Source organism: Candidatus Dedyshia acidiphila, assembly GCF_051025295.1.
In the GTDB taxonomy this organism is placed as follows: Bacteria; Acidobacteriota; Terriglobia; order Terriglobales; family Acidobacteriaceae; genus KBS-83.
Map to the genome: position 1 here is coordinate 1 of NZ_JBMGJV010000012.1, position 23,136 is coordinate 23,136.

At 58.1% G+C, this 23,136-nt stretch carries 18 protein-coding genes and 1 pseudogene; 13 read left to right on the forward strand and 6 right to left on the reverse strand.

Annotated features, from left to right (window positions below):
• The coding region (locus tag AC5IJH_RS06960) for an ATP-binding protein (RefSeq protein ID WP_491902087.1) at positions 1–1,436 on the forward strand (1,436 nt) is incomplete at its 5' end.
• Positions 1,437–1,503: 67 nt separating this feature from the next.
• Here the strand turns inward: AC5IJH_RS06960 and AC5IJH_RS06965 are convergent.
• Together AC5IJH_RS06965 and AC5IJH_RS06970 are read right to left on the reverse strand one after the other, a co-directional pair.
• Positions 1,504–1,686 (reverse strand): hypothetical protein, encoded by a 183-nt coding sequence (locus AC5IJH_RS06965; protein ID WP_491902088.1) that lies wholly within the window; start codon positions 1,684–1,686, stop codon positions 1,504–1,506.
• A gap of 883 nt (positions 1,687–2,569) precedes the next feature.
• The gene (locus tag AC5IJH_RS06970; RefSeq protein WP_491902089.1) at positions 2,570–2,812 is read right to left on the reverse strand and encodes an NAD(P)H-dependent oxidoreductase; all 243 of its coding nucleotides are present in this window, start codon (positions 2,810–2,812) and stop codon (positions 2,570–2,572) included.
• 451 nt (positions 2,813–3,263) lie between these two features.
• On the opposite strand from AC5IJH_RS06970, the gene AC5IJH_RS06975 reads away from it, so the two are divergent.
• The 6 genes from AC5IJH_RS06975 to AC5IJH_RS07000 all read left to right on the forward strand — a co-directional run bounded on the left by AC5IJH_RS06975 (position 3,264) and on the right by AC5IJH_RS07000 (position 9,297).
• The gene (locus tag AC5IJH_RS06975; RefSeq protein WP_491902164.1) at positions 3,264–4,373 is read left to right on the forward strand and encodes a sensor histidine kinase; all 1,110 of its coding nucleotides are present in this window, start codon (positions 3,264–3,266) and stop codon (positions 4,371–4,373) included.
• Entirely contained in the window at positions 4,370–4,993 is a 624-nt protein-coding gene (locus tag AC5IJH_RS06980; RefSeq protein ID WP_491902090.1) for a response regulator transcription factor, read from the forward strand. The genes AC5IJH_RS06975 and AC5IJH_RS06980 overlap by 4 nt, the downstream gene beginning before the upstream one ends.
• A 99-nt stretch (positions 4,994–5,092) precedes the next feature.
• Complete coding sequence (locus AC5IJH_RS06985; RefSeq protein ID WP_491902091.1) at positions 5,093–5,500, forward strand: response regulator; 408 nt, start codon at positions 5,093–5,095, stop codon at positions 5,498–5,500.
• Positions 5,501–6,011: 511 nt separating this feature from the next.
• Positions 6,012–7,769: an FAD-dependent oxidoreductase gene (locus tag AC5IJH_RS06990; protein WP_491902092.1), complete on the forward strand. Its 1,758-nt coding sequence runs from the start codon at positions 6,012–6,014 to the stop codon at positions 7,767–7,769.
• A gap of 190 nt (positions 7,770–7,959) precedes the next feature.
• The gene (locus AC5IJH_RS06995) at positions 7,960–8,628 is read left to right on the forward strand and encodes a type 1 glutamine amidotransferase domain-containing protein (RefSeq protein ID WP_491902093.1); all 669 of its coding nucleotides are present in this window, start codon (positions 7,960–7,962) and stop codon (positions 8,626–8,628) included.
• 180 nt (positions 8,629–8,808) lie between these two features.
• A complete protein-coding gene (locus AC5IJH_RS07000; protein ID WP_491902094.1) occupies positions 8,809–9,297 on the forward strand; it encodes a nuclear transport factor 2 family protein in 489 nt (162 codons plus the stop codon).
• A gap of 266 nt (positions 9,298–9,563) precedes the next feature.
• Here the strand turns inward: AC5IJH_RS07000 and AC5IJH_RS07005 are convergent, their stop codons facing one another.
• The 4 genes from AC5IJH_RS07005 to AC5IJH_RS07020 form a co-directional block, all read right to left on the reverse strand.
• Positions 9,564–10,166 (reverse strand): SDR family oxidoreductase, encoded by a 603-nt coding sequence (locus AC5IJH_RS07005; RefSeq protein ID WP_491902095.1) that lies wholly within the window; start codon positions 10,164–10,166, stop codon positions 9,564–9,566.
• 275 nt (positions 10,167–10,441) lie between these two features.
• Complete coding sequence (locus tag AC5IJH_RS07010; protein ID WP_491902096.1) at positions 10,442–13,480, reverse strand: glycosyl hydrolase; 3,039 nt, start codon at positions 13,478–13,480, stop codon at positions 10,442–10,444.
• Positions 13,481–13,802: 322 nt separating this feature from the next.
• Positions 13,803–14,675 (reverse strand): TIM barrel protein, encoded by an 873-nt coding sequence (locus AC5IJH_RS07015; RefSeq protein WP_491902097.1) that lies wholly within the window; start codon positions 14,673–14,675, stop codon positions 13,803–13,805.
• A gap of 101 nt (positions 14,676–14,776) precedes the next feature.
• Positions 14,777–16,210, reverse strand: a complete 1,434-nt coding sequence (locus AC5IJH_RS07020; protein ID WP_491902098.1) for a sensor histidine kinase — start codon at positions 16,208–16,210, stop codon at positions 14,777–14,779.
• Between the two features lie 41 nt (positions 16,211–16,251).
• Between AC5IJH_RS07020 and AC5IJH_RS07025 the strand changes: the two genes are divergently transcribed.
• The 6 genes and pseudogenes from AC5IJH_RS07025 to kdpC all read left to right on the forward strand — a co-directional run bounded on the left by AC5IJH_RS07025 (position 16,252) and on the right by kdpC (position 23,072).
• On the forward strand, positions 16,252–16,992 hold the full coding sequence (locus AC5IJH_RS07025; protein WP_491902099.1) for a response regulator transcription factor: 741 nt from the start codon (positions 16,252–16,254) through the stop codon (positions 16,990–16,992).
• A 202-nt stretch (positions 16,993–17,194) separates the two neighbouring features.
• On the forward strand, positions 17,195–18,460 hold the full coding sequence (locus AC5IJH_RS07030; protein ID WP_491902100.1) for an outer membrane beta-barrel protein: 1,266 nt from the start codon (positions 17,195–17,197) through the stop codon (positions 18,458–18,460).
• A 10-nt stretch (positions 18,461–18,470) separates the two neighbouring features.
• Positions 18,471–18,653, forward strand: a complete 183-nt coding sequence (gene kdpF / locus AC5IJH_RS07035) for a K(+)-transporting ATPase subunit F (protein ID WP_491902101.1) — start codon at positions 18,471–18,473, stop codon at positions 18,651–18,653.
• Complete coding sequence (gene kdpA / locus AC5IJH_RS07040; RefSeq protein WP_491902102.1) at positions 18,653–20,416, forward strand: potassium-transporting ATPase subunit KdpA; 1,764 nt, start codon at positions 18,653–18,655, stop codon at positions 20,414–20,416. The genes kdpF and kdpA overlap by 1 nt, the downstream gene beginning before the upstream one ends.
• A gap of 25 nt (positions 20,417–20,441) precedes the next feature.
• A pseudogene (kdpB, locus tag AC5IJH_RS07045) lies at positions 20,442–22,482 on the forward strand (potassium-transporting ATPase subunit KdpB).
• Between the two features lie 11 nt (positions 22,483–22,493).
• On the forward strand, positions 22,494–23,072 hold the full coding sequence (gene kdpC, locus AC5IJH_RS07050) for a potassium-transporting ATPase subunit KdpC (protein WP_491902103.1): 579 nt from the start codon (positions 22,494–22,496) through the stop codon (positions 23,070–23,072).
• Positions 23,073–23,136: the final 64 nt, after the last annotated feature.

Sequence of the window (23,136 nt, forward strand, 5' to 3'; positions counted from 1 at the left end):
GACGCTGGCAACAGCTCCTTTTTGCGAACCCGGAACTGGCAACGTCCGTGACGGGACTGGCGGAAGACCGTGACGGCAATGTTTGGCTCAATGGATCGAAAGCCATCACCCGCGTTTCTTCGAGTGAGATCGCGAGTGCGATAGCAGATGCGACACACCGCATGGCAGCGCAAGAGCTTCACGAAGGCGAGTTTCGCGGCTCCGATAAGTTTTACTTTTCTCGTAACTCAGCACAGCTGGATAGAGAGGGCAAGCTCTGGTTCGCAACTGCGAATGGGCCCATCTATATCGACCCCAAGCGCTACCTCCGCAGCACCCGTCTGCCTGAAGTATCCATTCTCGGAATCGATTCAGATGGACGCGCGATTGACAATGCACGTGTTCCGCCCAATCCAAGAACAATCGAGATTCGGTATTTCGGCATTGATCAGGCCGATCCTCAAAATGTGGTTTACCGGTATCGATTAACAGGCTTGGATCCAGCGTGGCAACAAGCCAGCAGCAGAGCGGTGGCGATCTATACGCACCTGCCCCCGGGCAAGTACCGGTTCGAGGTGATGGCCTCCGATGGCGATGGACGGTGGACTGAACCCAAAGCTGCGTCGTTCGTAGTTATTCCCAGCGCCTATCAGACCTGGTGGTTCGACACGCTCTGTGTTGTCGCTGGTCTCTCGTTGATATGGCTGGGCATGACAATTCGCGTGCGCTTCGTCTCGGACCTGGTACGAATGCGGGCCGAGGAGCGGGCCGATGAACGAATCAGGATCGCGCGTGAGTTGCATGACACGCTGCTGCAGGGCGTGCAGGGACTTCTGCTAACGTTTCACGTCGCTGCGGATAAGCTGGCCGGTGACGTCGAATCGAAGCCGGTTCTGGATAGGGCTCTCGTTCGAGCAGAGCAGATCGTCGAAGAAGGACGGAATCGCGTGAGCGCCCTGCGAGCCGAGCATCTTACGGATGGAGAACTGCTCAGCTCTTGGCAGAGCCTATCCCGCGATCTGAACACCGCTGCCGTCTTCTTTGTGGCCCAGAGGAAAGGATCCGCGCAGGAGCTTCAGCGAGAGGTGATGGACGAACTGTACTACATTGGTCGTGAAGCTGTGACGAATGCGTTTCGCCACTCCCAGGCTGGGAGGATCGAGGTGGAGTTGCGGTATGCGCGTTCAGATCTCACGTTCAGCTGCAAAGATGATGGCGTGGGGTTTGAACGCTCGAGATGGCAGTTCTCGCACGAGAGAAGTCATTGGGGGATTCGTGGGATGATCGAGCGCGCCGAAGTTCTTGGGGCGGAGTTTCAGTGCGCCAGCTCTCCTGGCCAGGGAACTCTGATTACGGTGCGCATCCCGTCACGCCGCGCGTACGTTGACAAACGGTCACGATGGAAGCGCCTGGTCCGTCGCTCGAGTCTGAACCCGAACAACAGATACTCGAAGTAGGGGTCCTGGTTTAGCCGGTCTCATTACCAGAAAATCGCCGGCTCTTGTTCGAGGAGGGCCGTCACCTTCACCAGGTCGCCATGCGCGTTTGCCGCAAAGTCTGCACGAGTGTCGCAGCAATCTGCGGCTTGGCCGTGGGCGGAGTGTTGTTCTGCATGCCTGTTGCATGCACGGTTTGCTGGGTCAGCATGGCTGTTCCGAACACGGCCGTCGCAACCTTTGCGAAGTCCTTACGCGACTGTTCACTCATCCGTTCCCTCGGAGGAGAGTTCATCATCTCCCTAGTCGCCAACTTAACCGGCATGCGACAGCCGCGCTTCTTTCAGACTGCTTTTTCGAGTGATCACCTGTCATGGATTAAGCCGCCCACGATTGGAGGTGGCTAGCGCGTGGCGGCGATCACCACGCAAACGCTCCGCTCTCATAGCGGTCCACGCCCCGAAGAAGTCAGCGCCAGTGCTTTGATCGAGAGCGTGCTGTAGATCTACCAGGGTGACCGATCAAGCCAAAAGTTCAGTGCGGTATTTTGGAGCGATGGCCTTGACCTTCTCCAAGAACTGAGCCATCTGGTTTTCGCTCAGTGCTAGAGGAGCACTTGTGCGTGTCGCAACGGGTACTCCAACTTCTTAAAAGAACCTGTCGTTGCCAGCCGGTGAGCATATACAGAGCATCCGGACGGGCATTGAAGATGTGTTGTGGAACTGGTGAGGAACGTTCGGCGAGCTTACTGCCCGCAATCTCTGCAACGCGAGTCGATCCTTTGACAGCGATAGCAAAAGCGAACGGCATCGTCCTTCTATCCGAAGAGGAGACCGCGAAAAGGCTGCCTCATTATCCCGGGATCGGTGCAAACCCCAGTAAAGCGGAATAACCAAGATCAGGTTGGTGAGTTTTGGCTGCTCTGAGGGTCGCCATCGAGGCTAGCCTCAGGGCAGCGCAATCTCTTACTTGCTCGCGCTGGAAATCGCTTCCTTTTGGTAGGTTGCTAGAAAAACGTCCAGGAGCGTTTCTCCTTTGTCCACTGCCGCACTTCCGCCGGCCATGACGATGTCTATGTCGCAGAACCGCCGGGATCGAGAAGTTGTACATGGAAGTGCCAAGCACGATCTCATCGGCGCTAATAAGTTCCGCAATCAACTTGTTAGAGAGATGCATAGAGCTGCCGCCATCTCCGCCGTATGCTGCTCCTCGGCTGTATAGGCCCCGAAGATCCATGGCAGATCAATAAACGGAAGATGGGTCTTCAGCAGATCACGATCCACCACCTTCGCTCCGCTATGCGTCTTGGTCCACGCCTCAACAAAAGTGGTCGTAAGCCGCCGGGAAATGGAGTACTCGCCCCGCGGACTTGTTTCGATTCGTAAAAGATGTGGCATGTCAGCCTCGATTCTTTGGCCTGCGTGATGTGAGCCCGCTGCTTCCGCGGACGTAACCTGCGTTCAAGGAAGTTAAATACTGCAGCTCCTCGCGAGGACATGCCCGTGTTCCAGAGCAGAAGACCCTTCGATGCTTAAATTCAGCCTGCACCCTGGCGCGTCCTCGGCGTATTCTAATGTCGAAGAATCTTGACGTCGAGTAAACTGTCCGTTGGTGTGAGTGTCGCCAGCATAGGAGTGCCAACTCTTCGAATGTTAGGGCTGCGAGTGCGGCTACAGAGGAGCAGCGAGCGCGCCACTGCGCGATGTTGCTTGATGTCAAGGCAAATGCTCTGTAGCATGCGCATGTGCGTCCGAGTGATGACGGTCAACGCGGACAGCACAAGATCGGCAATACGGTCCCAAGGGGCGGCTGCGTTTGATCAAGGAGAGTCTGAGGTCGTTCGCGGGCGTGCTGTCGGGCTACGCGCTTGCGCTGGCGCTTGTCGGCGTAGCGCTGGGGCTCTCACTCTCTCTGGAAGTGAGGTTTGGAAACCCCTTCTGGCTTCTGTTTCCTCTGGCTGTGGGTGCGAGCAACTGGTTCAAAGGGCGTGGGCCTGGGTGGCTGGCAACGGGCCTGAGCATGGTTCTGGTCCTGTACTACTTCATTCCTCCGCTACGGTCCCCACAGATACGGCGTGAGGATATCCCGTTCGCCCTGGCCTTCGTGCTAATACAGGTGCTCGCCAATGTGGTCGTCACATGGCGCAAAAGGACGGAGAAGTCCCTGGCTGATGCGAATAGTGCGCTCACGCGCCAGATTCGCGAACGGGAACGTGCAGAGGAATCGCTGCAGTTGGCGCGGACTGAGTTGGCGCGTGTGACACGCATCACCACTATCGGGGAGCTGGCCGCCTCGATCGCACATGAAGTGAATCAGCCCATTGCAGCCGTTGTGGCGAATGCGGATGCGTGCGTGGCATGGTTGAATAGCGAACGTCCAGATCTTATCGAGGCGAAATCAGCGGCATCGCGCGCGGTCCAAGGCGCCACCCGCGCCTCTGAGGTGATCAGTCGGATTCGCTCGCTCATCAGCAATACCCCTACCAATCGCGAACCTGTCGATCTGAATCAGGTGATCGTGGAGATGTTGGCGCTATCGGGGGACCAACTGCAACGGAACGAGATCAGGGTAGTCACTGATTTGGCCCGGAATCTGCCGCTCGTTCGGGCAGACCAGATTCAACTCCAGCAAGTGATTGCGAATCTCGTTTCGAATGGAATTGAGGCGATGAGCCAGGTAAGCGGGCGGCCTCGCCGGCTGACGGTGCATACCTCGATGGAGAACGACACACGTGTCTACACGAGCGTGGCAGACACAGGGGTTGGTGTGGCGACTGAAGCTATGGCGAAGCTCTTCGAGCCCTTCTTTACGACACGCGCGCAGGGCATCGGGATGGGACTAGCGATCAGCCGGTCGATTGTTGAGGCGCATGGCGGACGGCTCTGGGTGGAGTCTGAGTTTGGCCAGGGATCGACCTTTGCTTTCACGATACCGGTCGGTGCTGGAGAGGCCGGATGAAAGAGCCCGATCCGATCGTGTACGTCATTGATGATGACGCACTCATTCGCGCTGGCATGCAGAGCCTCATCCGATCAGTAGGACTCCGGGTGGAGACCTACGCTTCGCCAGCTGATTTTATGAAAGCGAAGCGGCCAAATGCGCCGGCGTGCCTGCTTCTGGACGTGCGCATGCCCGGGGTAAGTGGGCTTGAGTTTCAGCGTAGCCTGGCCGAATCGGATATCGCCATCCCGATCATCTTCATCACCGGATACGGCGACATCCCCATGACTGTGCGGGCGATGAAGGATGGGGCGCGTGAATTCCTGACCAAGCCTGTACATGGACAAGACCTGCTGGATGCCGTACAGAAAGCGATTGCGTATGACCGCGAACTGCGGGCGCAGCAAGCCGAGCTCGCGGACTTGCGCGAGCGCTTAGGTTCGCTGACGCCACGCGAGAGGGAAGTGATGCATCTCGTCGTGGCAGGGCTGCTGAATAAACAGATCGCGGATGAATTGGGTATGAGCGAGCTGACGGTGAAGACTCATCGTGCACACCTCATGGAGAAGACGCGTGCTGAGTCGCTGGCGCATCTGGTGCGGATGGTCGAAAAGCTGCGGTCGGCCCAGCGGAAGTGATCAGCGGTCTCGTCCTAAAGCAGGATGGGATTGGCGTGCTCGAGCGGGTAGCCTTGGTCTTGTCGAGGGCGAAAGCAAGCGACAGACTGGACGGTTATCATGGGCGAGCACATTCAACGGATCGGAGTCATCGCCATCGTGGACGACGACGAAGATCTTCGTGAGGCGCTCCGCAGTATCCTGAAGGCAGCAAGCTTTGCGGTCGATACGTTTCCGTCGGCGGAGGCGTATTTGAAGTCGCCTCACCAAGCCGATACCAAATGCCTTGTTTTGGATATCCGCATGCCAGGGATGAGCGGCATCGAGCTACAGGCGCGCCTGCGCGACCGCGGCGACGACATCCCTATCGTGTTTATCTCCGGCCATGGGGACGCGGCCATTCGCGACCGGGTGATGAAGGCGGGCGCTTCTGGATTCCTCAGAAAACCGGTCCGCAGCGATGCCTTGCTGAACGAAATTCATCTGGCGCTCCAGCGAAAGCCGAAAGGCACAGCCGCGGGAACGTAGAGGCAGGCAGCGGCTTCAGCCCTGGTTTGGGGCGTTCGGTGCCGTCGGTGCCGAGTATTCGTTGGCAGGACACACCTGCTCAGAGTCTGAGCGCCTGAGGCAAACAACTTGCTTTGGGTTGGCGATGATCCCCGCAACGTTGCCCTGATCCAATGCGAGTGACGATTTTGTCTGCTCCTGCTCAACCCGCAACCGTTCTTCAAACGTATGGAATGCGAGGTCAGCCGTGATCGAGATGATTTTCCACCTGTGGTTTTTGCTTTATGCCTATGACACCCTCACGACCTGCCCTCAAGACAGGCCCCACGGTCGTCTACTCCAGCAAACCGTTCGCGGAGGCATGCGCGCGACAAGGAGTTCGGCGCGACAACTCACCCGATGGAGCGTTCAAGCATAGTCGTGTCCGTTTAGGCCTTCAGCTTTGGCCTGAAGCTGCTCACATCATCGCCGCCCACTGTGCTGCCGTCCTGATCTGATCTGTACGGGTTGCCGTGGAAGTTCTGGGGGAGCAATGAGTCACGAATCGTCCAAGCCGCGCGATCTGCAAGCTCTGTCGAAGTATCGCCCCGAAGTTGCTTTTCCTTTGCTGACGGAGGAAATGGTGCAGCGCTTACGGGCTTATGGCACGGTAGAACACGTCACCGCAGACACCCAAATTTTCGCAGTCGGGCTGCGTCAGGCCGACATGTTTGTCATCCTGAAGGGCACGGTACAAGTCTTTGCCCTTGACGAAGACAACAAGCGAACACTGGTCGCAACGCAGCGCGCGCACGAGTTCACCGGCGAGTTGGATTTGATCACCTCGCGCCACACCGTCGCGAATGGGTATGCAGCCACGGATTGCGTGCTGCTACGCGTGCGACATGCAGAGCTGCGCGAGGTGATGGCTGCGGAAGGTGACATTGCCAACCTAATACTTCGAGCGGCGATCTGGCGGCGCATCGCTTTGATCGAGGAGTCTGTTTCGGACATCGTGTTGCTTGGCGAAAGCAAGGATGCGCGCACCATTGAGCTACAGCGGTTTCTGACGCGAAATAGTCAACCTCACCGGCTAGTGAAGTGCACGGGGCGCCTTTCCGGAGAGGAAGACTGCGGAGTGAACGGAGGGGAGTGCAATGCATTCCCGGCTGTGGTGCTGGCGGATGGCACGGTCTTACGGCGTCCGAGCATAGCGGTGCTTGCGGATGCACTTGGGATTACGGACGCGATCCAGCCTGAGTCCACATATGACGTGGTCATTGTCGGCGCCGGCCCGTCCGGACTGGCAGCAGCTGTGTACGGAGCCTCGGAAGGCCTCTCGATCCTTGTTGTCGAGGGGATCGCGCCAGGCGGACAGGCCGGCACAAGTTCACGGATCGAGAATTACCTTGGCTTCCCAAGCGGAGTATCGGGCCTCGAACTTGCCACCTGTGCACAGATCCAGGCGCACAAGTTTGGCGCACGCATGGTGGTTTCCCGTAATGTCGTGTCGTTGCAGCAGGCGCATGGCTGGCACCGACTGGAGCTCTCTGATGGCACCGCCGTCCGCTGTCGTGCCGTTGTGATCGCCACGGGCGCGGCCTACAGCACATTGGCGTTACCCAGATATGACCGCTTCGAGCACCGCGGGATTCACTATGCCGCGACCGGTATGGAAGCGAAGCTTTGCAGGAATCGTGAACTTGTAGTCGTAGGTGGAGGAAACTCCGCAGGGCAAGCAGCCTTGTTTCTCTCCACCTCCGCTACGCGTGTGCATCTTGTGGTGCGACGTGACTCTTTGGCAGCCACTATGTCGCAGTACCTCATCGCGCGGATCAAATCCTCCTCGCGCATCACGGTGCATACGGAAACTGAGGTGGACTTCCTCGACGGGAACGCCTCATTGGAGCGCGTCGGCCTAGTTAACCGCCGGACAGAGGAGCGGCAGGTGTACATGGTGGAGAACATGTTTGTCATGATTGGTGCACGGCCAAACTCAGCATGGTTGCAGAACATAATAGCTCTCGACGAGAAGGGGTTCGTGCTGACCGGAAGTACACACGGGTTTGAAGAGAGCCCGTACGCGACAAACGTGAGAGGAGTCTACGCGGTGGGTGATGTGCGTGCCGGATCGGTGAAGCGAGTTGCGTCGGCCGCGGGCGAGGGATCTGCTGTCGTAACAGATATCCACCGTTATCTTGCAGAGCAGGCCGAAAAAACGAATCAGCTCAACTCAGCACTAGACACTTTTCCTTCCTGGACAGTGAATCACAATTCGGGAAGCGCCCACTCGAATGCGTGCATATCTTGACGTCAAGGACTACCGGACGTAACCTGATTTTGCGGCAAGGGCCGCCCTTGGCAAACGCTGTCAAATACCTGTCTCGAGATTGGTGCCGGGCTGTCAACTGGTGCCGTTTAACTCCGCCCCGATCATCCACCACAAGGAGAAACAAATGCCAGCAGTGCTGATGGTCCTTACTGGAGCCACGGTTTGGACGATGAAGAACGGCTTCCCACACCCAACAGGCTTCTGGTCGGAGGAGTTCGTAGCCCCACACCAGAAATTCACAAAGAATGGATTCGCGGTACATGTTGCAACCCCCGGCGGTGTCAAACCCACCGTGGATCCACTCAGCTTCAGTGTGGCGTACAACAACAATGATCCGGAGTCGGTCACCGCGCAGAAGAAGTATTTGATGGATGTGGACAGCTTGCTGAGTGCGCCGTTGCGCCTGGAAGACGTAAAGTCCGAAGCCTACGATGTGGTCTTCCTGGTTGGGGGGCACGGCCCGATGCAGGACATGGCCGTACATCCCACTGTCGGCAAGCTCCTCGCACAAATGCTGGACAATCCGAGCAAGATAGTTGCCGCCGTTTGCCACGGCCCAGCCGGCTTCCTCTCCGCACATCGCGAAGATGGAACATGGCTCTTCAAGGATCGCCAGCTAACCGGATTCAGCAACGAGGAAGAGAACCAGGCGACTTTTGCCGGAAATGCTCCATGGCTCTTGGAGGACCGCCTCCGGTTGGCAGGCGCGCGGTACCTGTCGCTACCGGCATGGACGCCGCACGTCGTCGTCGATGGGAACCTGATCACAGGGCAGCAACAGGTCTCAGCTGGGGTGACTGCGGACGCCGTACTGAAACAGCTAAGGGTCGGTGTTTAACCTTAAGTTCATGTGTCGAGAAGCGGGTCGAGGGCATGTAAGCTTCGACCCTTTTCCACAGTTCAAGACTCAGACGCTCTGAGCTGATTGCTAGCGATGCCTCTTCACCGCCGCTTGTAAGAGATGTGATATAGCTTAGAGATATACTTGACGTCAAGACTAACTTGCAAAGGAGAGCTAGTGGCTGACCAGAGCGTGCTGACTACCGAACACCGATTCACCATATTCGAACAACTGAACCAGCATCAGCGTCGTATCGACACCCCTTGGGGACGTGAGTCCGTCGACAAATACCTGGACCTTTACTGGCCGGAGGGAAGCTTCGTTGTCAACGATCTGCGTCATTCGGTCTTTACAGGAGCCGAAGGCTTGAAGCAGATGTTTGACTATGCTCATAGTGTCTTTCCGCTGGACAAGTGGTTTCATACTATGGGGTGTTTCGAAATCGAGGGGAATGGAACGTTTGCAACGGCACAGTGGCGCTGGTGCGTGAACTGGAAGGCTGAGGGCCAAGGAGTAGTTTCGACTGGCACCTACCGGGACAAGTTCGAAAGGCGAAATGGCATATGGAAATGCCTGGAACGTGTATCGGACATAGATCCAAACTGGCCGGCAGCCCTGTTCCAGCCCTGGATAGATCGCGGCCACGAGACATTCCGCGCTTCCTGATGCTCATGCGAGCAACGCAATAGCCACATCGGCTATCTAGGAGAAACGATCGCCGCTGCTCTATGAATGTGTATCGGCGGCGGTCGTTCTTCTTTTCTCAACAAGCCTGCACGATCAGGGTTGAACAACGGAACGGAGGACGACCTCGCCCACGTTGACGTCGTTTGGCTGTTCCAGTACATAGGCGACGGCATGCGCTACTGCTTCAGGGCGCATAGCGAAGTTTTCGGCTGCTCTCTTCAACTGCTCTTTCGTCTCCAGGCTCCTCACGTGGTCACTGAAAGCCGTATCGGTAAACCTGGTGAGATCACGCTTACTCGTATCTTTCCCGCCAGTTCTTGTCTTAGGCCGTCAGATATCGCCAGAACAGCTGCTTTGGTAGCCGAATAAACGACTTGATTGGGAACTGTCTTCCGGGCTGCTGTAGAACCAGTGTGAATAAAATATCCAAACCCTTGCTGGCGAAATACAGGGAGAGCAGCAGCAATCCCGAACAATACGCCCTTAAGATTTATGTCAATCATGCGCTCCCAATCATCCACGGCAAGGTCATCCAAGGGTCCGATTGGCATTGCACCAGCATTGCTGAAGAGCGCATTGAGGCGACCGAAGGTTTCCTGCGCTAGCGCCACCAGAGCCTCCAGGTCTGCTCTCTTGCTTGCGTCCGTGACTCGATAACGTGCATGACCGCCCTTGGCGACGATGTCTTCAACTACCTTCACCAGTTGTTCTTCGTGTCTCGCCCCGAGTACTAGCTTTGCTCCCATTTGAGCGAGATAAAGGGCTGTCGCCTGGCCGATCCCGCTGTCGCGCCCGTAATCGCTACCATCTTGCCGTTTAGCATTGATCCCCCGGTTTACTAGATGCACCGGACCTCGCTAAGCGTCAGCTTTCTGTGCTCACGCACGCATCAGTTTGTCCATGACTCACAACGCTGCGTTCATCCGTAAGAAACAAACCCTTCAGCCAGACGCGAGTCATGTGACAGTCGCTGAAGATACTCCGGAAGAGACGACGTGCAGCAGATCACTACCGGAGCGTTTCGGTGTAGATGGGATTGCAGGTATTGGCGATGATGGGATGGTGCTCGGGAGAGGTCCTTCGATCTCTCCCGGGCCGTTCCTCTTGGTGTTTGCCCAAGTCACTAAAAGATCGCGATAGCGTCGATCTTCGGCTGGTCCGCAGAACCGACCGTGAACTGGATGTTGATGGTGTTCTTGCCATCCGGAGTTGCGGAGAAGTTCTGTTCGATCGCCTTATTAGTGGCGCCGGCGTTTGCGAGGATGTCGAAGTCGGTGAGCTTCTGGACTCCATTGATCAGCACGTTGAATTTGCGTTGTCCGGCAGAATTCCAATAGGTTTCCGCAAAATGTAGCTGGACAGTGTAGGTACGTCCAGCCGTCAGTCCGCCGACCGTGTAGGTCATGGCTCCATACCGTTCCGTCTGGTAGACGGCCTGTGGTGGCACTGGGGAAGGGATCAGCGAAGTGTCAATGGTGGCGGAGACAGGCGTCGCGACTGTGCCGCCGGTGAAGTCCACATCGGCGATCCATGTGCCGGCAGCATTGCCCCCAGTGTTGATATAGATGGGCGCACCGCTGGCTCCTCCCGCAGACTGTGTCGTAGCAGCGGCTTGGTTGGACGAAGCGGACTCTCCCGCAGAGTTGGCTGCGCGCACGATGAAGTAGTATGTCGTGGAGCCGGCCAGCCCGGTGACTGCGACATTTGTGACGGTGACATTGGTTGCCAGACGGTTGGATGAGGACGGGGTGAAGCCGCCGGTCGTGGAGTAGTAGATGTTGTATGTCACTCCGGATGTGCTGCTGGCGCTCCAGCTCAGGTTGATTTGGCTGGTGGACGAAGCAGTGGCCGTCAGACTGGTGGGCGCGGCCGGTGCGGCAGGCGGAGGAGTGATGGTGCTGGTGCCACCACTCAGGCTGACGCTGCCGAACTCACTGCTGATGCTGCCCGCGGGTACTGCCAGTGTGTAGCCATCACTGAATGCAACAGAGATAGAGCTGGTGCCAGGGTTGTAGGCGCTGTGGGTCACTGCGCCAGTGGTGGGGTTTCTGAAGACGGAGTAGAGCGGCGTATTGGCTGTGACGTTATAGTTGACCTGACCCAGGCTGAGCAGCTCGTTGAGCCAGTAGTATTCATGCGCGCGCGTCTCGCCGTCGAAGGTATAGGTGGTATTGTTCCACTGGTTCAATGCGTCCAATGGATTCACGAAAGCTTCAAACTCCTCCATCAGATCTGGCCAGTCCGGGCCGACACTGTTCCCATTGGCGGCGTACAACTCGTTGTAATTGCGCTGCACGTATGCGGGATCGCGGCCCAGGTACATAGAGCCGCCGGTGAAGGGAAGGAATTCAATGCCGTGTTCGAAGTCTGGCTGCGCGCCGAAGAAGGTGCCGGTGTCGCCTTTACCGTCGAAGACATTCGCAATCGTGGTGTGGTTGAAGCCGGCAGGAAAGCTAGGCACCGGGCCGTCATTGAACCAGTAATCCTGCACCGAGTTTGTTTCTAGCGTGTAGAGCCAAATCCCGGTGTCTCTCACCTGCGTATTGCCAGTGGCGGCACCGTAAAGGATGAGGCCGACCCATGCGTTGACCGCTTCCGAGCTTGACTCCTCGTTTACGCCATCGCCAAAAGGTGCCTGCCCGGACGCCCACGCGTGGCCGCCATACACATCGAAGTAGCGCAGGTAAGGGTATTGACTGCTGCTGCGATCGGTATTCGCGATGTCCTGCCGCAACTGTTCCACCATGCCACCCCAGTTGTTGCTGGCAATCCAGTTGGGGTCTGTCAAGCCAGTGAGAGCAGCTGCATGGATCCAGTATCCGTAATGAAAGTGATGGTCATTCAGAGCGTCATTGGAGCCGTAGCTGGCAGGGTAGCCAATCAGCGTGCCCCAATTACTGTCGTAGTAGAAGAGGTCAGAGCTCTTGCCAGCAGGTGCCTGAAACCACGACTGCATCTTGGCTTCAAGCGTACTGCGGAAGTTGTTCAGGGCGTTGGTATCGCCGGCTGTCACTGCAAGCGGCAACAACTGACCGATGCGGCCAAACTGTTTGCCCAATCCATAGGTGTCGTCGGCGCCGAAGTGGTTCGACTCGCTGGCCACGCTGTCCAGCAGACCCGTTAGTGTGGCTTTGTTGAACCCGGTGGTGGGCGGCAGGAAAGGCAGCACGCCGTGGTAGGTGTCCGTTGTCGTGAAGCTTGTGGAGTTGTGCACCTTGAGCGTGCCGCGCGGGCTGGCGTAGGTGTAGGCCGTGTTGGCGCCGCCGCTCAGAGACGAATATTGGTGCGGGTAGAGCGCCATCAGGAAGCCGGTTTGGGTGCCTTCCATTGCCTGCGTGGAGACAACATAGTTTGTAGTCACGGCGCTGTTGGCGGGGTTATAGCTGAAGCTCACCTGTGTGTTGGTGGGAAAGGAGAATGCATAGCTGGCAAAGGTGCTGAGCGCCGCCTGGCTGGGCAGCAGTGCGAGCGAGAAGTAGTTGTGTCCGCCGGGCAGGTTGCAGGTGAGTGTGGCGCTGCCGATACCAGACCACGTGCCACCGGTGGGGCAGAACAGGCCGTAGTTGTTGCCCCCGATGCTGACGCCGAGCGTGGCGCCGTTCTGGCTGAAGACGGTTGGCTGTCCGGAGAAGGTGACGACCGGTGCAGAACCGTTGGTGCGGATATAGACGAAGGGGAAGCCGCGACCCGTGGTCGCCGTCATCGCAGGGCCCCACGAGAAGTCGACGGACCAGTCATGGGCGGCGCTGACGTTCACCGCTGAGGCATTCAAGCCGGTGACGCCAACCGTCAGGTCGTTTTGGAACGGCTGGTAAAAGTAGTTGCCGCCATTGATGACGCCGTTGTAGTAGCCCAGCTTCAATCCATTCGCGTTGCTCTGCATCGCAAGTGGCTGCGGGATCATGTACACAGGGCCGCCGTTTGACAGAGTACCAAGCGGGTTCCAGTACTTTGAAGTCCAGAACTTGTGCGTGGGCACGGGCCCAGTGGTGGTCTTGTAGACAGTGGATTGCGGTGCTGTCTGGCCGGAAGGCAGAGCCGTCGTGTAAGAACCCGCTCCTACGGGGACAGTCTGTGCGAGCGAAGGCGCGACGGCACATAGCAGGAACAACGCCAGGTACGCGACGAAGCTGGAGGGCCGGAGACGAATCGGGAGAGACATGGGGGAGGGGGCTCCTTCGGATGCTCACTTCCTTGCTGTGCCTGTCGAAACGCAGCGGCAAGGTGGCTGCGAGCTTACAGAAGGCTGCACGTGGCTTGTCAAGTGTTCTCGTAACAGTTTCATATATATGTGTGTATCCGCTGAAGCGTGCTGGATGATTGCACTGAACCGTGGGCAGACGATTGTCCCAGCCACCCATCGAGCACATGGAGAAGCAGCCGAGGAAGCCGTCACCTCGCCAGCCGCTCACCTCGCCGATGTGGCTGACCGACCAGAGCCGGACGAGCGCTGACCGGAACAGACACATGCGTAGGAACGAGAGCTAGCTGGCGAAGGCACGCTGCATTGAAAGCCGGGCGTTCCGAAGCGTGTCGATTGGATTGCTGGTGGGGTAAAACTCCATGGCGATCCAGCGGTGGTATTTCAGTCGGGCCAAGGTGCGGTAGACGTTGGAGTAGTCGATCTCGCCGGTGCCTGGCTCGTGGCGGCCTGGCACGTCTGCGACGTGGATAAGACCAATCCAGTCGATGTTGTTCTCGATCTTCTCAATCAAATCCCCGAACGCGCGTTGCTCGTGGTAGAGATCGTACAGGACCTTGAGATTTGGGCGATTCACTGCGCGCGCAATTGCAAAGGCGTCCGTCACGGTCTGCAAATAAATCGTAGGGTTCTCCAGTGGATCGATCGGTTCGATGACAATCTCGATGTGCGCCTCAGTGGCGAGGGTGGCAGCACGCGTGAGATTTGTGATCGCCGTCTGCTGTTGAGACCCCATGCTGAGTCCTCCTACTCGAGGTCCGGAGAGAAGAATGACTTGGGGACAGCCGAGCGCCTCTGCGGACTGCAAATGTGCCTTGAATTGAGCAAGGAACGCGTCAGTATCAGCGGGAACCGCAAAGCCTGCCTGAACGCCGCTCATTGCATCCACAACAAGTCCTAGGGATCTGAGGCGAGTGACAAACTGGCGATGCTCAGTGGGCGACCAATGGTGAAATTCGCCAACAAGCTCGACCCCCTGGTAGCCTGCGGCAGCCACTATCTCTACCGCGTGCTCGAACGGCGCTATCTTCGTCAGCGTCCAAAGCATGCATGATGTGCGCACTCGGGGCGCAGGGGTGGTGCCGTGCGCGAAGCGAAGCGCCGTGGATGTGAGGACTCCCTGCGAAAGCAAACGACCGAACTGGCGACGATCCATTGATGCACCACTCCTCTGCGGCTCAGGCTCATCGGCCCACACGCGAGCATACGAGTTGCACGGCTGGAAGTGTATGCGAAGTCTCATCGCGTGGCGCATCTTCACATGGTGGGAAGCAGAATGGTGAAAACGGAGCCGCTCCCGGGTGTGCTGCTGACCTCGAGGTGTCCTTGATGGGCTTCGACAATTGCGCGACTGATGGCCAAGCCCATGCCTGTCCCGCCAGCGACGGAGTGACCGGCTCTGCCACGGTAGAAGCGTTCGAAGATCAGCGGCTGTTCCGAAGGATCGATTCCGTGGCCCTGGTCTGTCACGCTGATGGTTACCTCATCGCGCGTGCGACCAGCAGAAATGGTGATGGGCGTGCCCGGTTCGGAATACTTAGCCGCGTTCTCCAGCAAGTTGCAAAGAACCTTCGCCAGTAGATGCGGATCGACTCTCACTGCGATGGACGGGATGATGTCCTTTCTGACAGTGTGTTGTTCCTCCACCCAGGCGCATGCATCGAGCGCCCGTTCGATCAGATCACTGACCGGCGACGGAGCGATACGGAGCCGTACGCTGGCTGCATCGAGTCGTGCCATCTCGACCGCCTCCGCAACCAGGCGGTTCATTCGGTCGCACTCCTCATCGATGATGGAGAGCAACTCATGGCCATGCTGCACTGGCAGCCCGGACTGCAACAGTGCAGTGGCGGCCCCTTTGATCGATGTGAGTGGGGTTAGCAACTCGTGGGTGACGGAGTCGATCATCAGGGCTCGTAGACGCTCATTCTCTTTCGCCGCTTCTCCGCGAGCTAGCGTATCGAGTGCCTGGACGCGATCGATCGAGATACCCACCAATCCGCCGATAGCATCGGCGGTGGCCATGGAGAGGCCGACATCTCGCAGAAGTAAAAGCCCGGTCGCCCGCACCCCGGAGCGGACCGGGATCCGGAGAGTCGAGCCCTCAGTGTGGGCCCTGGGCAGGGATTCGACCAGGTTGCGAAGCTGCAATAGCTCGAGCCTCGAGAGATCGAAATCGCCGGCCGGATGCAGGCCGTCGCCCTCCGCGAGAAATAAAACGGCACCACGCGCACCCGCGACGTTGGCGACTGCTGCCGGGATGAAGGTGAGCAGGGAAGCGACGCCATCGGTCTGCATCAGTTCGCTGCTGAGACAGAAGAGAATCTCCAACTCGCGGCGCTGCGCTTCGGCATCCGCAGCCTGCTCGCGTGCACGCTCTGACAGGCGGCTTGCGATCACGGCTGTTGCGAGGAAAGCGAACAGGGCAAGCCAGTTCTGGGGATCGCTGATGGTAAAGGTGCCCACTGGGGGCAGGAAAAAGAAGTTATAAAAAGCTGTGGCTGCGATCGCGATCGCAACGGCATAGCGCAGTCCCCATTCGGCTGCAAGCACCAGGATAAAGAGCAACAGTGTCAGTGCGACTGTCGTCGGGTTCACGTGAACCCAACGATGATAGACGAGCACAATCGTGCCTAACCCACCGATTGCTAGGGCCCAGCGTGCCGTCGTCGCTCTGCTGCCGGAGTGCATGGCGCGATTGTACGGCTGGTCCGTTGTCGGACCGGCAGCAGGTGGCGGTGCAGGTAAGATGGGGTGACTGGGAGCTACATGTGAAACGCATTCTCGTCGTCGACGACGAACGGCAGATCGTGCGTATGCTGCGGGCTTCGCTTGAAGCTGCAGGCTATGACGTAAGCACGGCTGAGAATGGCGTGAACGCGTTGTCCGCGATGCGCACGCAAGGTTCTCCGGACCTGATCGTCACGGACCTCGCGATGCCCGAGATGAATGGCCTGGAACTGACCCGCGCAGTACGCCGGATCACGCAGGTGCCGATCATTGTGCTGAGTGTGCGCGACAGCGACGCGATGAAGGTGGAAGCGCTCGACGAAGGTGCTGACGATTACCTGACGAAGCCGTTCAGTGTGCCAGAGCTGCTGGCGAGGATCCGTGCGCAGCTACGCAGGGCAGACTCCAGCGGTCTGAGGGTGTCAGCCCGCATTGAACTGGGTGAGTTCAGCATCGATGAGGATGCTCACATCGTGGAGGTGCGAGGAGTGGCTGTTCACCTGACGCCGAAGGAGTTTGATCTTCTACTGCTGTTCGCACGCTCACCCGGCCGCGTGCTCACCCATAAATCGCTGTTGAAAGCAGTGTGGGGCCCCTCTGCGGAGGGTCAGCCTGAGTATCTCCGAGTTTTAATCGCAGCTCTTCGCAAGAAAATCGAAGTGCCGAACGGCACGAGATATATCCATAGTGAACCGTGGGTCGGCTACCGTTTCGACCCCAGGTCATTGCCCAACGAATTCTGATCTACCCCTCTTTATGAACTCTTAACGGCTTCTCTACGGACTTTCAACGACCACTGCTTGTTGAATCAGTAGCGAGGTCGTAATGAAACTCCCCTTGATGATCTTGTGGCTGTTGTTCGGCAGTGCGGACCCATACTTTGCACAGTCGGTCAACGCTCAATCGACGTTGACTGCGGAGCAGCGCGATGCAGAGATACGAGAGTTGCACCAGCAGCTGAACGCCATCTCTGCCCGGCTGAATGCGCTCGAGAGCACCGCGGCGCCAACTCTGCCCCCTGGTACCGCTTCTACATCGGCTAAACCAGAGACGCCGAGCAGCGTGTCGACCCTGGCGGTTGAGGATCGTTCAAATCTGGCTTTTCTCCGAGGAACGAACCTGAGCTTGGGGCTCGACGGCTATTACGGGTATAACTTCAACTCGCCGACTGGCCGCGTCAACCTGCTGCGCGCTTATGATGTAACCTCAAATAGCTTCAACATTAACCAGGCTAGCATCATCATCGAGCATTTGCCCACACCTGCCGAACGCATGGGCGGACGTCTGGACCTGCAGTTCGGACAAGCTACAGAGACGCTCCAAGGATCCCCTGCCAACGAACAACGTCCACAGGTTTGGCGGAATCTTTTCCAGGCTTACGGCAGCTATCTGGCGCCGGTCGGTTCGGGATTGCAGATAGACTTCGGAAAGTGGGCTAGCTCGCTTGGGAACGAAGGCAATTACACCAAGGACCAGATCGCGTACTCACGTGCTTACAGCTTCTATTACTTGCCGTTCTATCACACGGGCATGCGCGCGAGCTATAACGTCACGACGAAACTCAATGTGGCGTACTGGCTGGTGAATGGTGCAAACGACACAGAAGACCTGAACGGCTTTAAATCGCAGGCCTTTCTGTTCACTATCAAGCCTTCCAGCACTCTCAGTTGGAACGTGAACTACTACTTCGGACAGGAAGCCCGGGATGTGCAGGCCACACTCAATCCAGGTCTGCCGTCTTCTCCAACGCAGCCTGGGCTGCCAGCGCAAAATATTTCGCCTGCTCCGAACGGCCGTGAGCATATCTTCGACACGTATGCGACCTGGGCGCCGATCAAGAAGCTGACACTCGTGCCAGAGGCTGACTTCGTTGTGAGCCGGACGTTTGCTGAGCAGAAGCCCGGGCGTGTTGCCATCGGCAGCCTCGCGGCGAAGTACGCCTTACCTTACAGCTCAAACATTGGGGCGCGGTTCGAGTATCTCGATGATCGTGGTGGCCTGTTTAGTGGATCGACTCAGGCATTGAAGGAAGGCACGATTGTGCTGGACCATCTGCTCGCGCCTTCCTTCCTGATTCGCGGAGAATACCGCCGAGACTTCTCCAACCAGCGCTTCTTTCTGACGGACAGACCCAGTGTCCTGTCTCAGGCACAGACAACGGCCACTCTCGGGCTCGTCTACTGGTGGGGTACAAAGCAGGGTAGTTGGTAAGGAGAAACCGATGGTGGACGTAATCCTGCTCGTTTGCCTGGCGCTTTTTTTTCGTGTTGGCTCTGCTCTACATCCGTGCCTGCGCTTCCTTGAAAGGGGACCGGCGATGATTCTGAACGTCAGCCTGCTCGGACTCTCATTTTTACTCCTGCTCTATCTCTTGTACGCCTTACTTCGCCCGGAGAAGTTCTGATGTCATTGAATGGCTGGTTACAGATCGTGCTGCACATGGCTTGCGTGTTACTGCTCGCCAAGCCGATGGGAAGCTATCTCACCCAGGTATTCGAAAGACGCAAGACATTTCTTGACGTATTTCTTCTGCCCTGTGAGCGCGTTCTGTACCGAGTCACGCACATCAACCCTGAGCACGAGATGCGCTGGACAGAATACGGTGCGTCGATGCTCGTGTTTAGCGCAGTCACCCTACTGCTGACTTATGTCGTTGAGCGTTTACAGCAATGGTTGCCGCTAAATTCCCAGCACCTGGCCGGTGTGGAGCCAGTGCTTGCGATGAATACTGCCATTTCATTCACAACGAACACGAATTGGCAGAGCTATACACCGGAAACCACGATGAGCTATCTGACACAGATGCTCGGACTGGCCACCCATAACTTCTGGTCGGCGGCGGTCGGCATGGCGCTGGCGATCGCGTTCATCCGCGGCATTGCACGGCGCGAGACGGATCGCCTGGGAAACTTCTGGGTCGACCTCACACGCGGCTCGTTCTGGGTGTTGCTGCCGATCTCGTTCGTCTTTGCGCTTGCGCTTGTGTCGCAGGGGGTTGTGCAGAACTTCCGCCCCTACGACACGGCCACGTTGGTCGAGACGCAAAAAGTCATGGGCGCCGACGGTAAGGCCGCACTCGTCGCGACGCAGACCATTGCGCAAGGCCCCGTTGCTTCGCAGGAGGCAATTAAGATGCTCGGCACCAATGGTGGAGGATTCTTCAACGCCAACAGCTCGCACCCGTTTGAAAATCCCACGCCGTTGTCGAACTTTCTGCAAATGCTGTCCATCTTCCTTCTGCCTGCCGGGCTCGCAATCACGCTGGGACAGATGGTCAGATCTCCTCGGCATGGATGGGCGGTATTGGCTGCCATGGTTGTGTTGTGGGCTGGCGGAGTTGCGACCTGCTACTGGGCAGAGGTGCAGCCCAACCCTCTTCTGCATGGAGTCGATCAGCATGTGTCGCTGACGCAGTCCGGCGGAAATATGGAAGGCAAGGAGGTGCGGTTTGGCATTGCGAACTCAGCCCTTTTCGCTACAGTGACCACGGACGCAAGTTGCGGTGCGGTGAACAGCATGCACGACAGCTTCACACCGCTCGGCGGCATGGTTCCCATGGTGAACATCCTGCTGGGCGAGATCGTCTTCGGTGGAGTGGGTGCAGGGCTCTACGGAATGCTGGTGTTCGTCATCATGGCGGTGTTCATCGCTGGGCTTATGGTTGGCCGCACGCCGGAATACCTGGGCAAGAAGATCGAAGCCTTCGATGTGCAGATGGCAATGCTCTATCTCCTGATCTTTCCGTTCGTCATTCTCGGCTTTGCTGCGGTCGCCGTGCTGATGCCAAATCTCGGACTCAGCAGCCTGACGAATCACGGTCCGCATGGACTGGGCGAAATTCTCTACGCCTACACGTCGGCAACGGGCAACAACGGCTCCGCCTTTGCGGGCTTGAATGCGAACACGCACTGGTTCAACGGTTCGCTTGCAGCAGCCATGTTCATCGGACGCTTTCTCATGATTGTGCCGATGCTGGCAGTGGCCGGTAGTCTCGCGCGCAAAAAGATCGTACCTGCGTCTGCTGGTACGTTCCCGGTTACAACGCCCCTATTCACGGTCTTACTAACGGGAGTGATCCTGATCGTCGGTGCTCTGACCTTCTTTCCTGTGCTGTCGCTCGGTCCCATCTTGGAGCATTTGCTGCTCCGTGCCGGCCACACCTTCTAGGGGATCTCAAGGAGAGATCACGTCTATGTCTCCACACGCACATCGCCGCTCGCTGGCTGATCGCAGGATTGTGCAGCGCGCCGCTCTCGATGCTGTCCGCAAGCTGAATCCACGGCTCATGATGAAGAACCCTGTCATGTTCGTCGTCGAGGTGGGCAGCATTCTCACCACGGGCCTACTGATTGCAGAGCGGGTAGGGCATCGCGGTCACTTCGGCTTCAATCTGCAGATCACATTGTGGCTGTGGTTCACCGTCCTCTTTGCAAACTTTGCGGAAGCAATGGCAGAGGGACGTGGGAAGGCGCAGGCCGATGCGCTGCGAGCTGCAAAGTCAGAGACGGTTGCGCTTCGGATTTCGGGTGAGCGCCTGGAGGAGGTGCCAGGCTCGCAGCTCCGTGTTGGTGATCTGGTGCGAGTTGCCGCAGGCCAACTGATCCCTGGAGACGGTGAGGTCGTGGATGGTGTCGCATCCGTGGACGAGTCGGCAATTACCGGCGAATCGGCGCCCGTGATCCGTGAAACTGGCGGTGATCGCAGCGCAGTCACGGGGGGGGACGCGTGTGCTGTCCGATGTGATCACGGTCAAGATCAGCTCGAATCCAGGAGAAACGTTTCTGGATCGCATGATCGCGCTGGTCGAAGGAGCAGAACGGCAGAAGACACCGAACGAGATCGCTTTGAACATCCTGCTCGCCGGGCTCACCATCATTTTTCTGCTCGCAGTTATCACGCTCCAGCCATTCGCCATCTACTCGGGCGCACCGCAAACCGTGTTCGTGCTGATCTCGTTGCTCGTCTGTCTGATCCCTACCACGATCGGTGGACTGCTATCAGCCATCGGCATCGCCGGTATGGATCGATTGGTGCAACACAATGTGCTCGCCACCTCCGGCCGAGCAGTGGAGGCTGCAGGCGATGTGAACACGCTGCTGCTCGACAAGACCGGGACCATTACGCTTGGGAATCGCCAGGCAGCAGAATTTCTCCCCTCGCCGGGAGTGAGTGAAGAAGCCCTGGCGGATGCTGCACAACTCTCGTCGCTTGCAGACGAGACGCCCGAGGGCCGATCTGTTGTCGTGCTTGCTAAGCAGCGCTTCAACCTGCGCGGCCGCGATCTCGCCGAGGTGAACGCTCACTTCGTGCCCTTCTCGGCAACGACGCGTATGAGTGGGATAGAGGTGGAGGGCCGCAGCATTCGAAAAGGTGCCGTGGAGGCGATCGCGCGCTATCTCCAGCAGCACAGATCATCGTTGCCGGCAGAGGTGCGGAGCACGGCGGAATCTGTCGCCAAGACAGGCGGAACCCCGTTGGTGGTTGCGGAGAACGGTCGCGCACTCGGCGTCATTCACCTGAAGGATGTGGTCAAAGGGGGCATGCGCGAACGCTTCGACCAACTGCGCGCGATGGGCATTCGCACCGTGATGATCACCGGTGACAATCCGCTCACCGCCGCAGCCATCGCTCGGGAGGCCGGAGTGGATGACTTTCTGGCCGAGGCGAAGCCGAAAGACAAGATGGACCTGATCAAGCGCGAGCAGGCCGACGGCAAGCTTGTCGCGATGACCGGCGATGGCACGAATGACGCGCCAGCGCTTGCCCAGGCCGATGTGGGTGTCGCCATGAACTCCGGAACGCAGGCCGCGAAGGAGGCGGGCAACATGGTCGACCTGGACTCGAATCCGACCAAGCTGATTGAGATCGTTGCGATCGGCAAGCAGCTACTCATGACTCGCGGTGCGCTGACGACGTTCTCAATATCAAACGACGTGGCGAAATACTTCGCCATCATCCCCGCCATGTTTGCGGGTGTCTTTCCCGTTCTCAACGCGCTCAACATCATGCGTCTGCACAGCCCGGAGTCGGCCGTGTTGTCGGCGGTGGTCTTCAATGCGCTCATCATCGTCGCGCTGATTCCGCTTGCTCTGCGTGGCGTCAGCTACAAGCCACTCTCGGCGGCTGCATTGCTGCGCCGCAACCTGCTTGTGTACGGGCTCGGCGGCATCGTTGTCCCGTTCGTCGGGATCAAGCTGATCGATGTCGTACTCACCGTTCTCCGTCTCGCCTAGGCATGGACACCATGAAAGCTCATCTGATTTCAGCCATTCTCTACACGATCGTCACGGCCCTTCTGCTGGGCATCGCATATCCGCTTGCAGTCACAGCGGTCGCGCACGTCGCCTTTGCGAACAAGGCGGATGGTCAACTCATTCGCGATCACGGCACCATCATCGGCTCGGCCATCATCGGCCAGCCATTTACAGGGACGGGCTACTTTCACAGCAGGCCATCTGCAGCCGGCACCGGCTACGATGCCTCCTCATCCTCGGGATCGAATCTGGCCCAGACGAACAAGGTGCTCATCGGTCGCATTACTGCCAGCGTCTTGACTGAGGGCCACGGAGATGCAATTCCCATCGACCTTGTAACAGCATCGGGCTCGGGTCTTGATCCGGATATCACGCCTGCGGCGGCGTTCTACCAGGCTTCTCGCGTTGCGCGTGAACGTCATCTGCCGGTTGAGCAGGTTCGTGCGCTGGTCGATTCCCGAATCACGCCGCGCCAGTTTGGCCTGCTGGGAGAGGCGCGCGTCAACGTGCTCGCGCTCAACCTCGCCTTGAAGGCTCTAGCGGAAAGTGCTGGTCCTCAGGCCAGGTAATCGGATGACACGGGCGCTTCGAGTCGACTCGGCCTCCGAGACTTACAATGGTGCCGCACCGCGC

What these genes read in the sequence shown, in the direction of transcription:
- AC5IJH_RS06985 (WP_491902091.1), top strand. Translation starts at nt 5,093, where the DNA reads ATGGGCGAGCACATTCAACGGATCGGAGTCATCGCCATCGTGGACGAC.
- AC5IJH_RS06970 (WP_491902089.1), bottom strand. Translation starts at nt 2,812, where the DNA reads ATGCCACATCTTTTACGAATCGAAACAAGTCCGCGGGGCGAGTACTCC.
- AC5IJH_RS07015 (WP_491902097.1), bottom strand. Translation starts at nt 14,675, where the DNA reads ATGGATCGTCGCCAGTTCGGTCGTTTGCTTTCGCAGGGAGTCCTCACA.
- AC5IJH_RS07020 (WP_491902098.1), bottom strand. Translation starts at nt 16,210, where the DNA reads ATGCACTCCGGCAGCAGAGCGACGACGGCACGCTGGGCCCTAGCAATC.
- AC5IJH_RS07010 (WP_491902096.1), bottom strand. Translation starts at nt 13,480, where the DNA reads ATGTCTCTCCCGATTCGTCTCCGGCCCTCCAGCTTCGTCGCGTACCTG.
- AC5IJH_RS06965 (WP_491902088.1), bottom strand. Translation starts at nt 1,686, where the DNA reads ATGAGTGAACAGTCGCGTAAGGACTTCGCAAAGGTTGCGACGGCCGTG.
- kdpF (WP_491902101.1), top strand. Translation starts at nt 18,471, where the DNA reads ATGGTGGACGTAATCCTGCTCGTTTGCCTGGCGCTTTTTTTTCGTGTT.
- kdpC (WP_491902103.1), top strand. Translation starts at nt 22,494, where the DNA reads ATGAAAGCTCATCTGATTTCAGCCATTCTCTACACGATCGTCACGGCC.
- kdpA (WP_491902102.1), top strand. Translation starts at nt 18,653, where the DNA reads ATGTCATTGAATGGCTGGTTACAGATCGTGCTGCACATGGCTTGCGTG.
- AC5IJH_RS06980 (WP_491902090.1), top strand. Translation starts at nt 4,370, where the DNA reads ATGAAAGAGCCCGATCCGATCGTGTACGTCATTGATGATGACGCACTC.
- AC5IJH_RS06995 (WP_491902093.1), top strand. Translation starts at nt 7,960, where the DNA reads ATGAAGAACGGCTTCCCACACCCAACAGGCTTCTGGTCGGAGGAGTTC.
- AC5IJH_RS06990 (WP_491902092.1), top strand. Translation starts at nt 6,012, where the DNA reads ATGAGTCACGAATCGTCCAAGCCGCGCGATCTGCAAGCTCTGTCGAAG.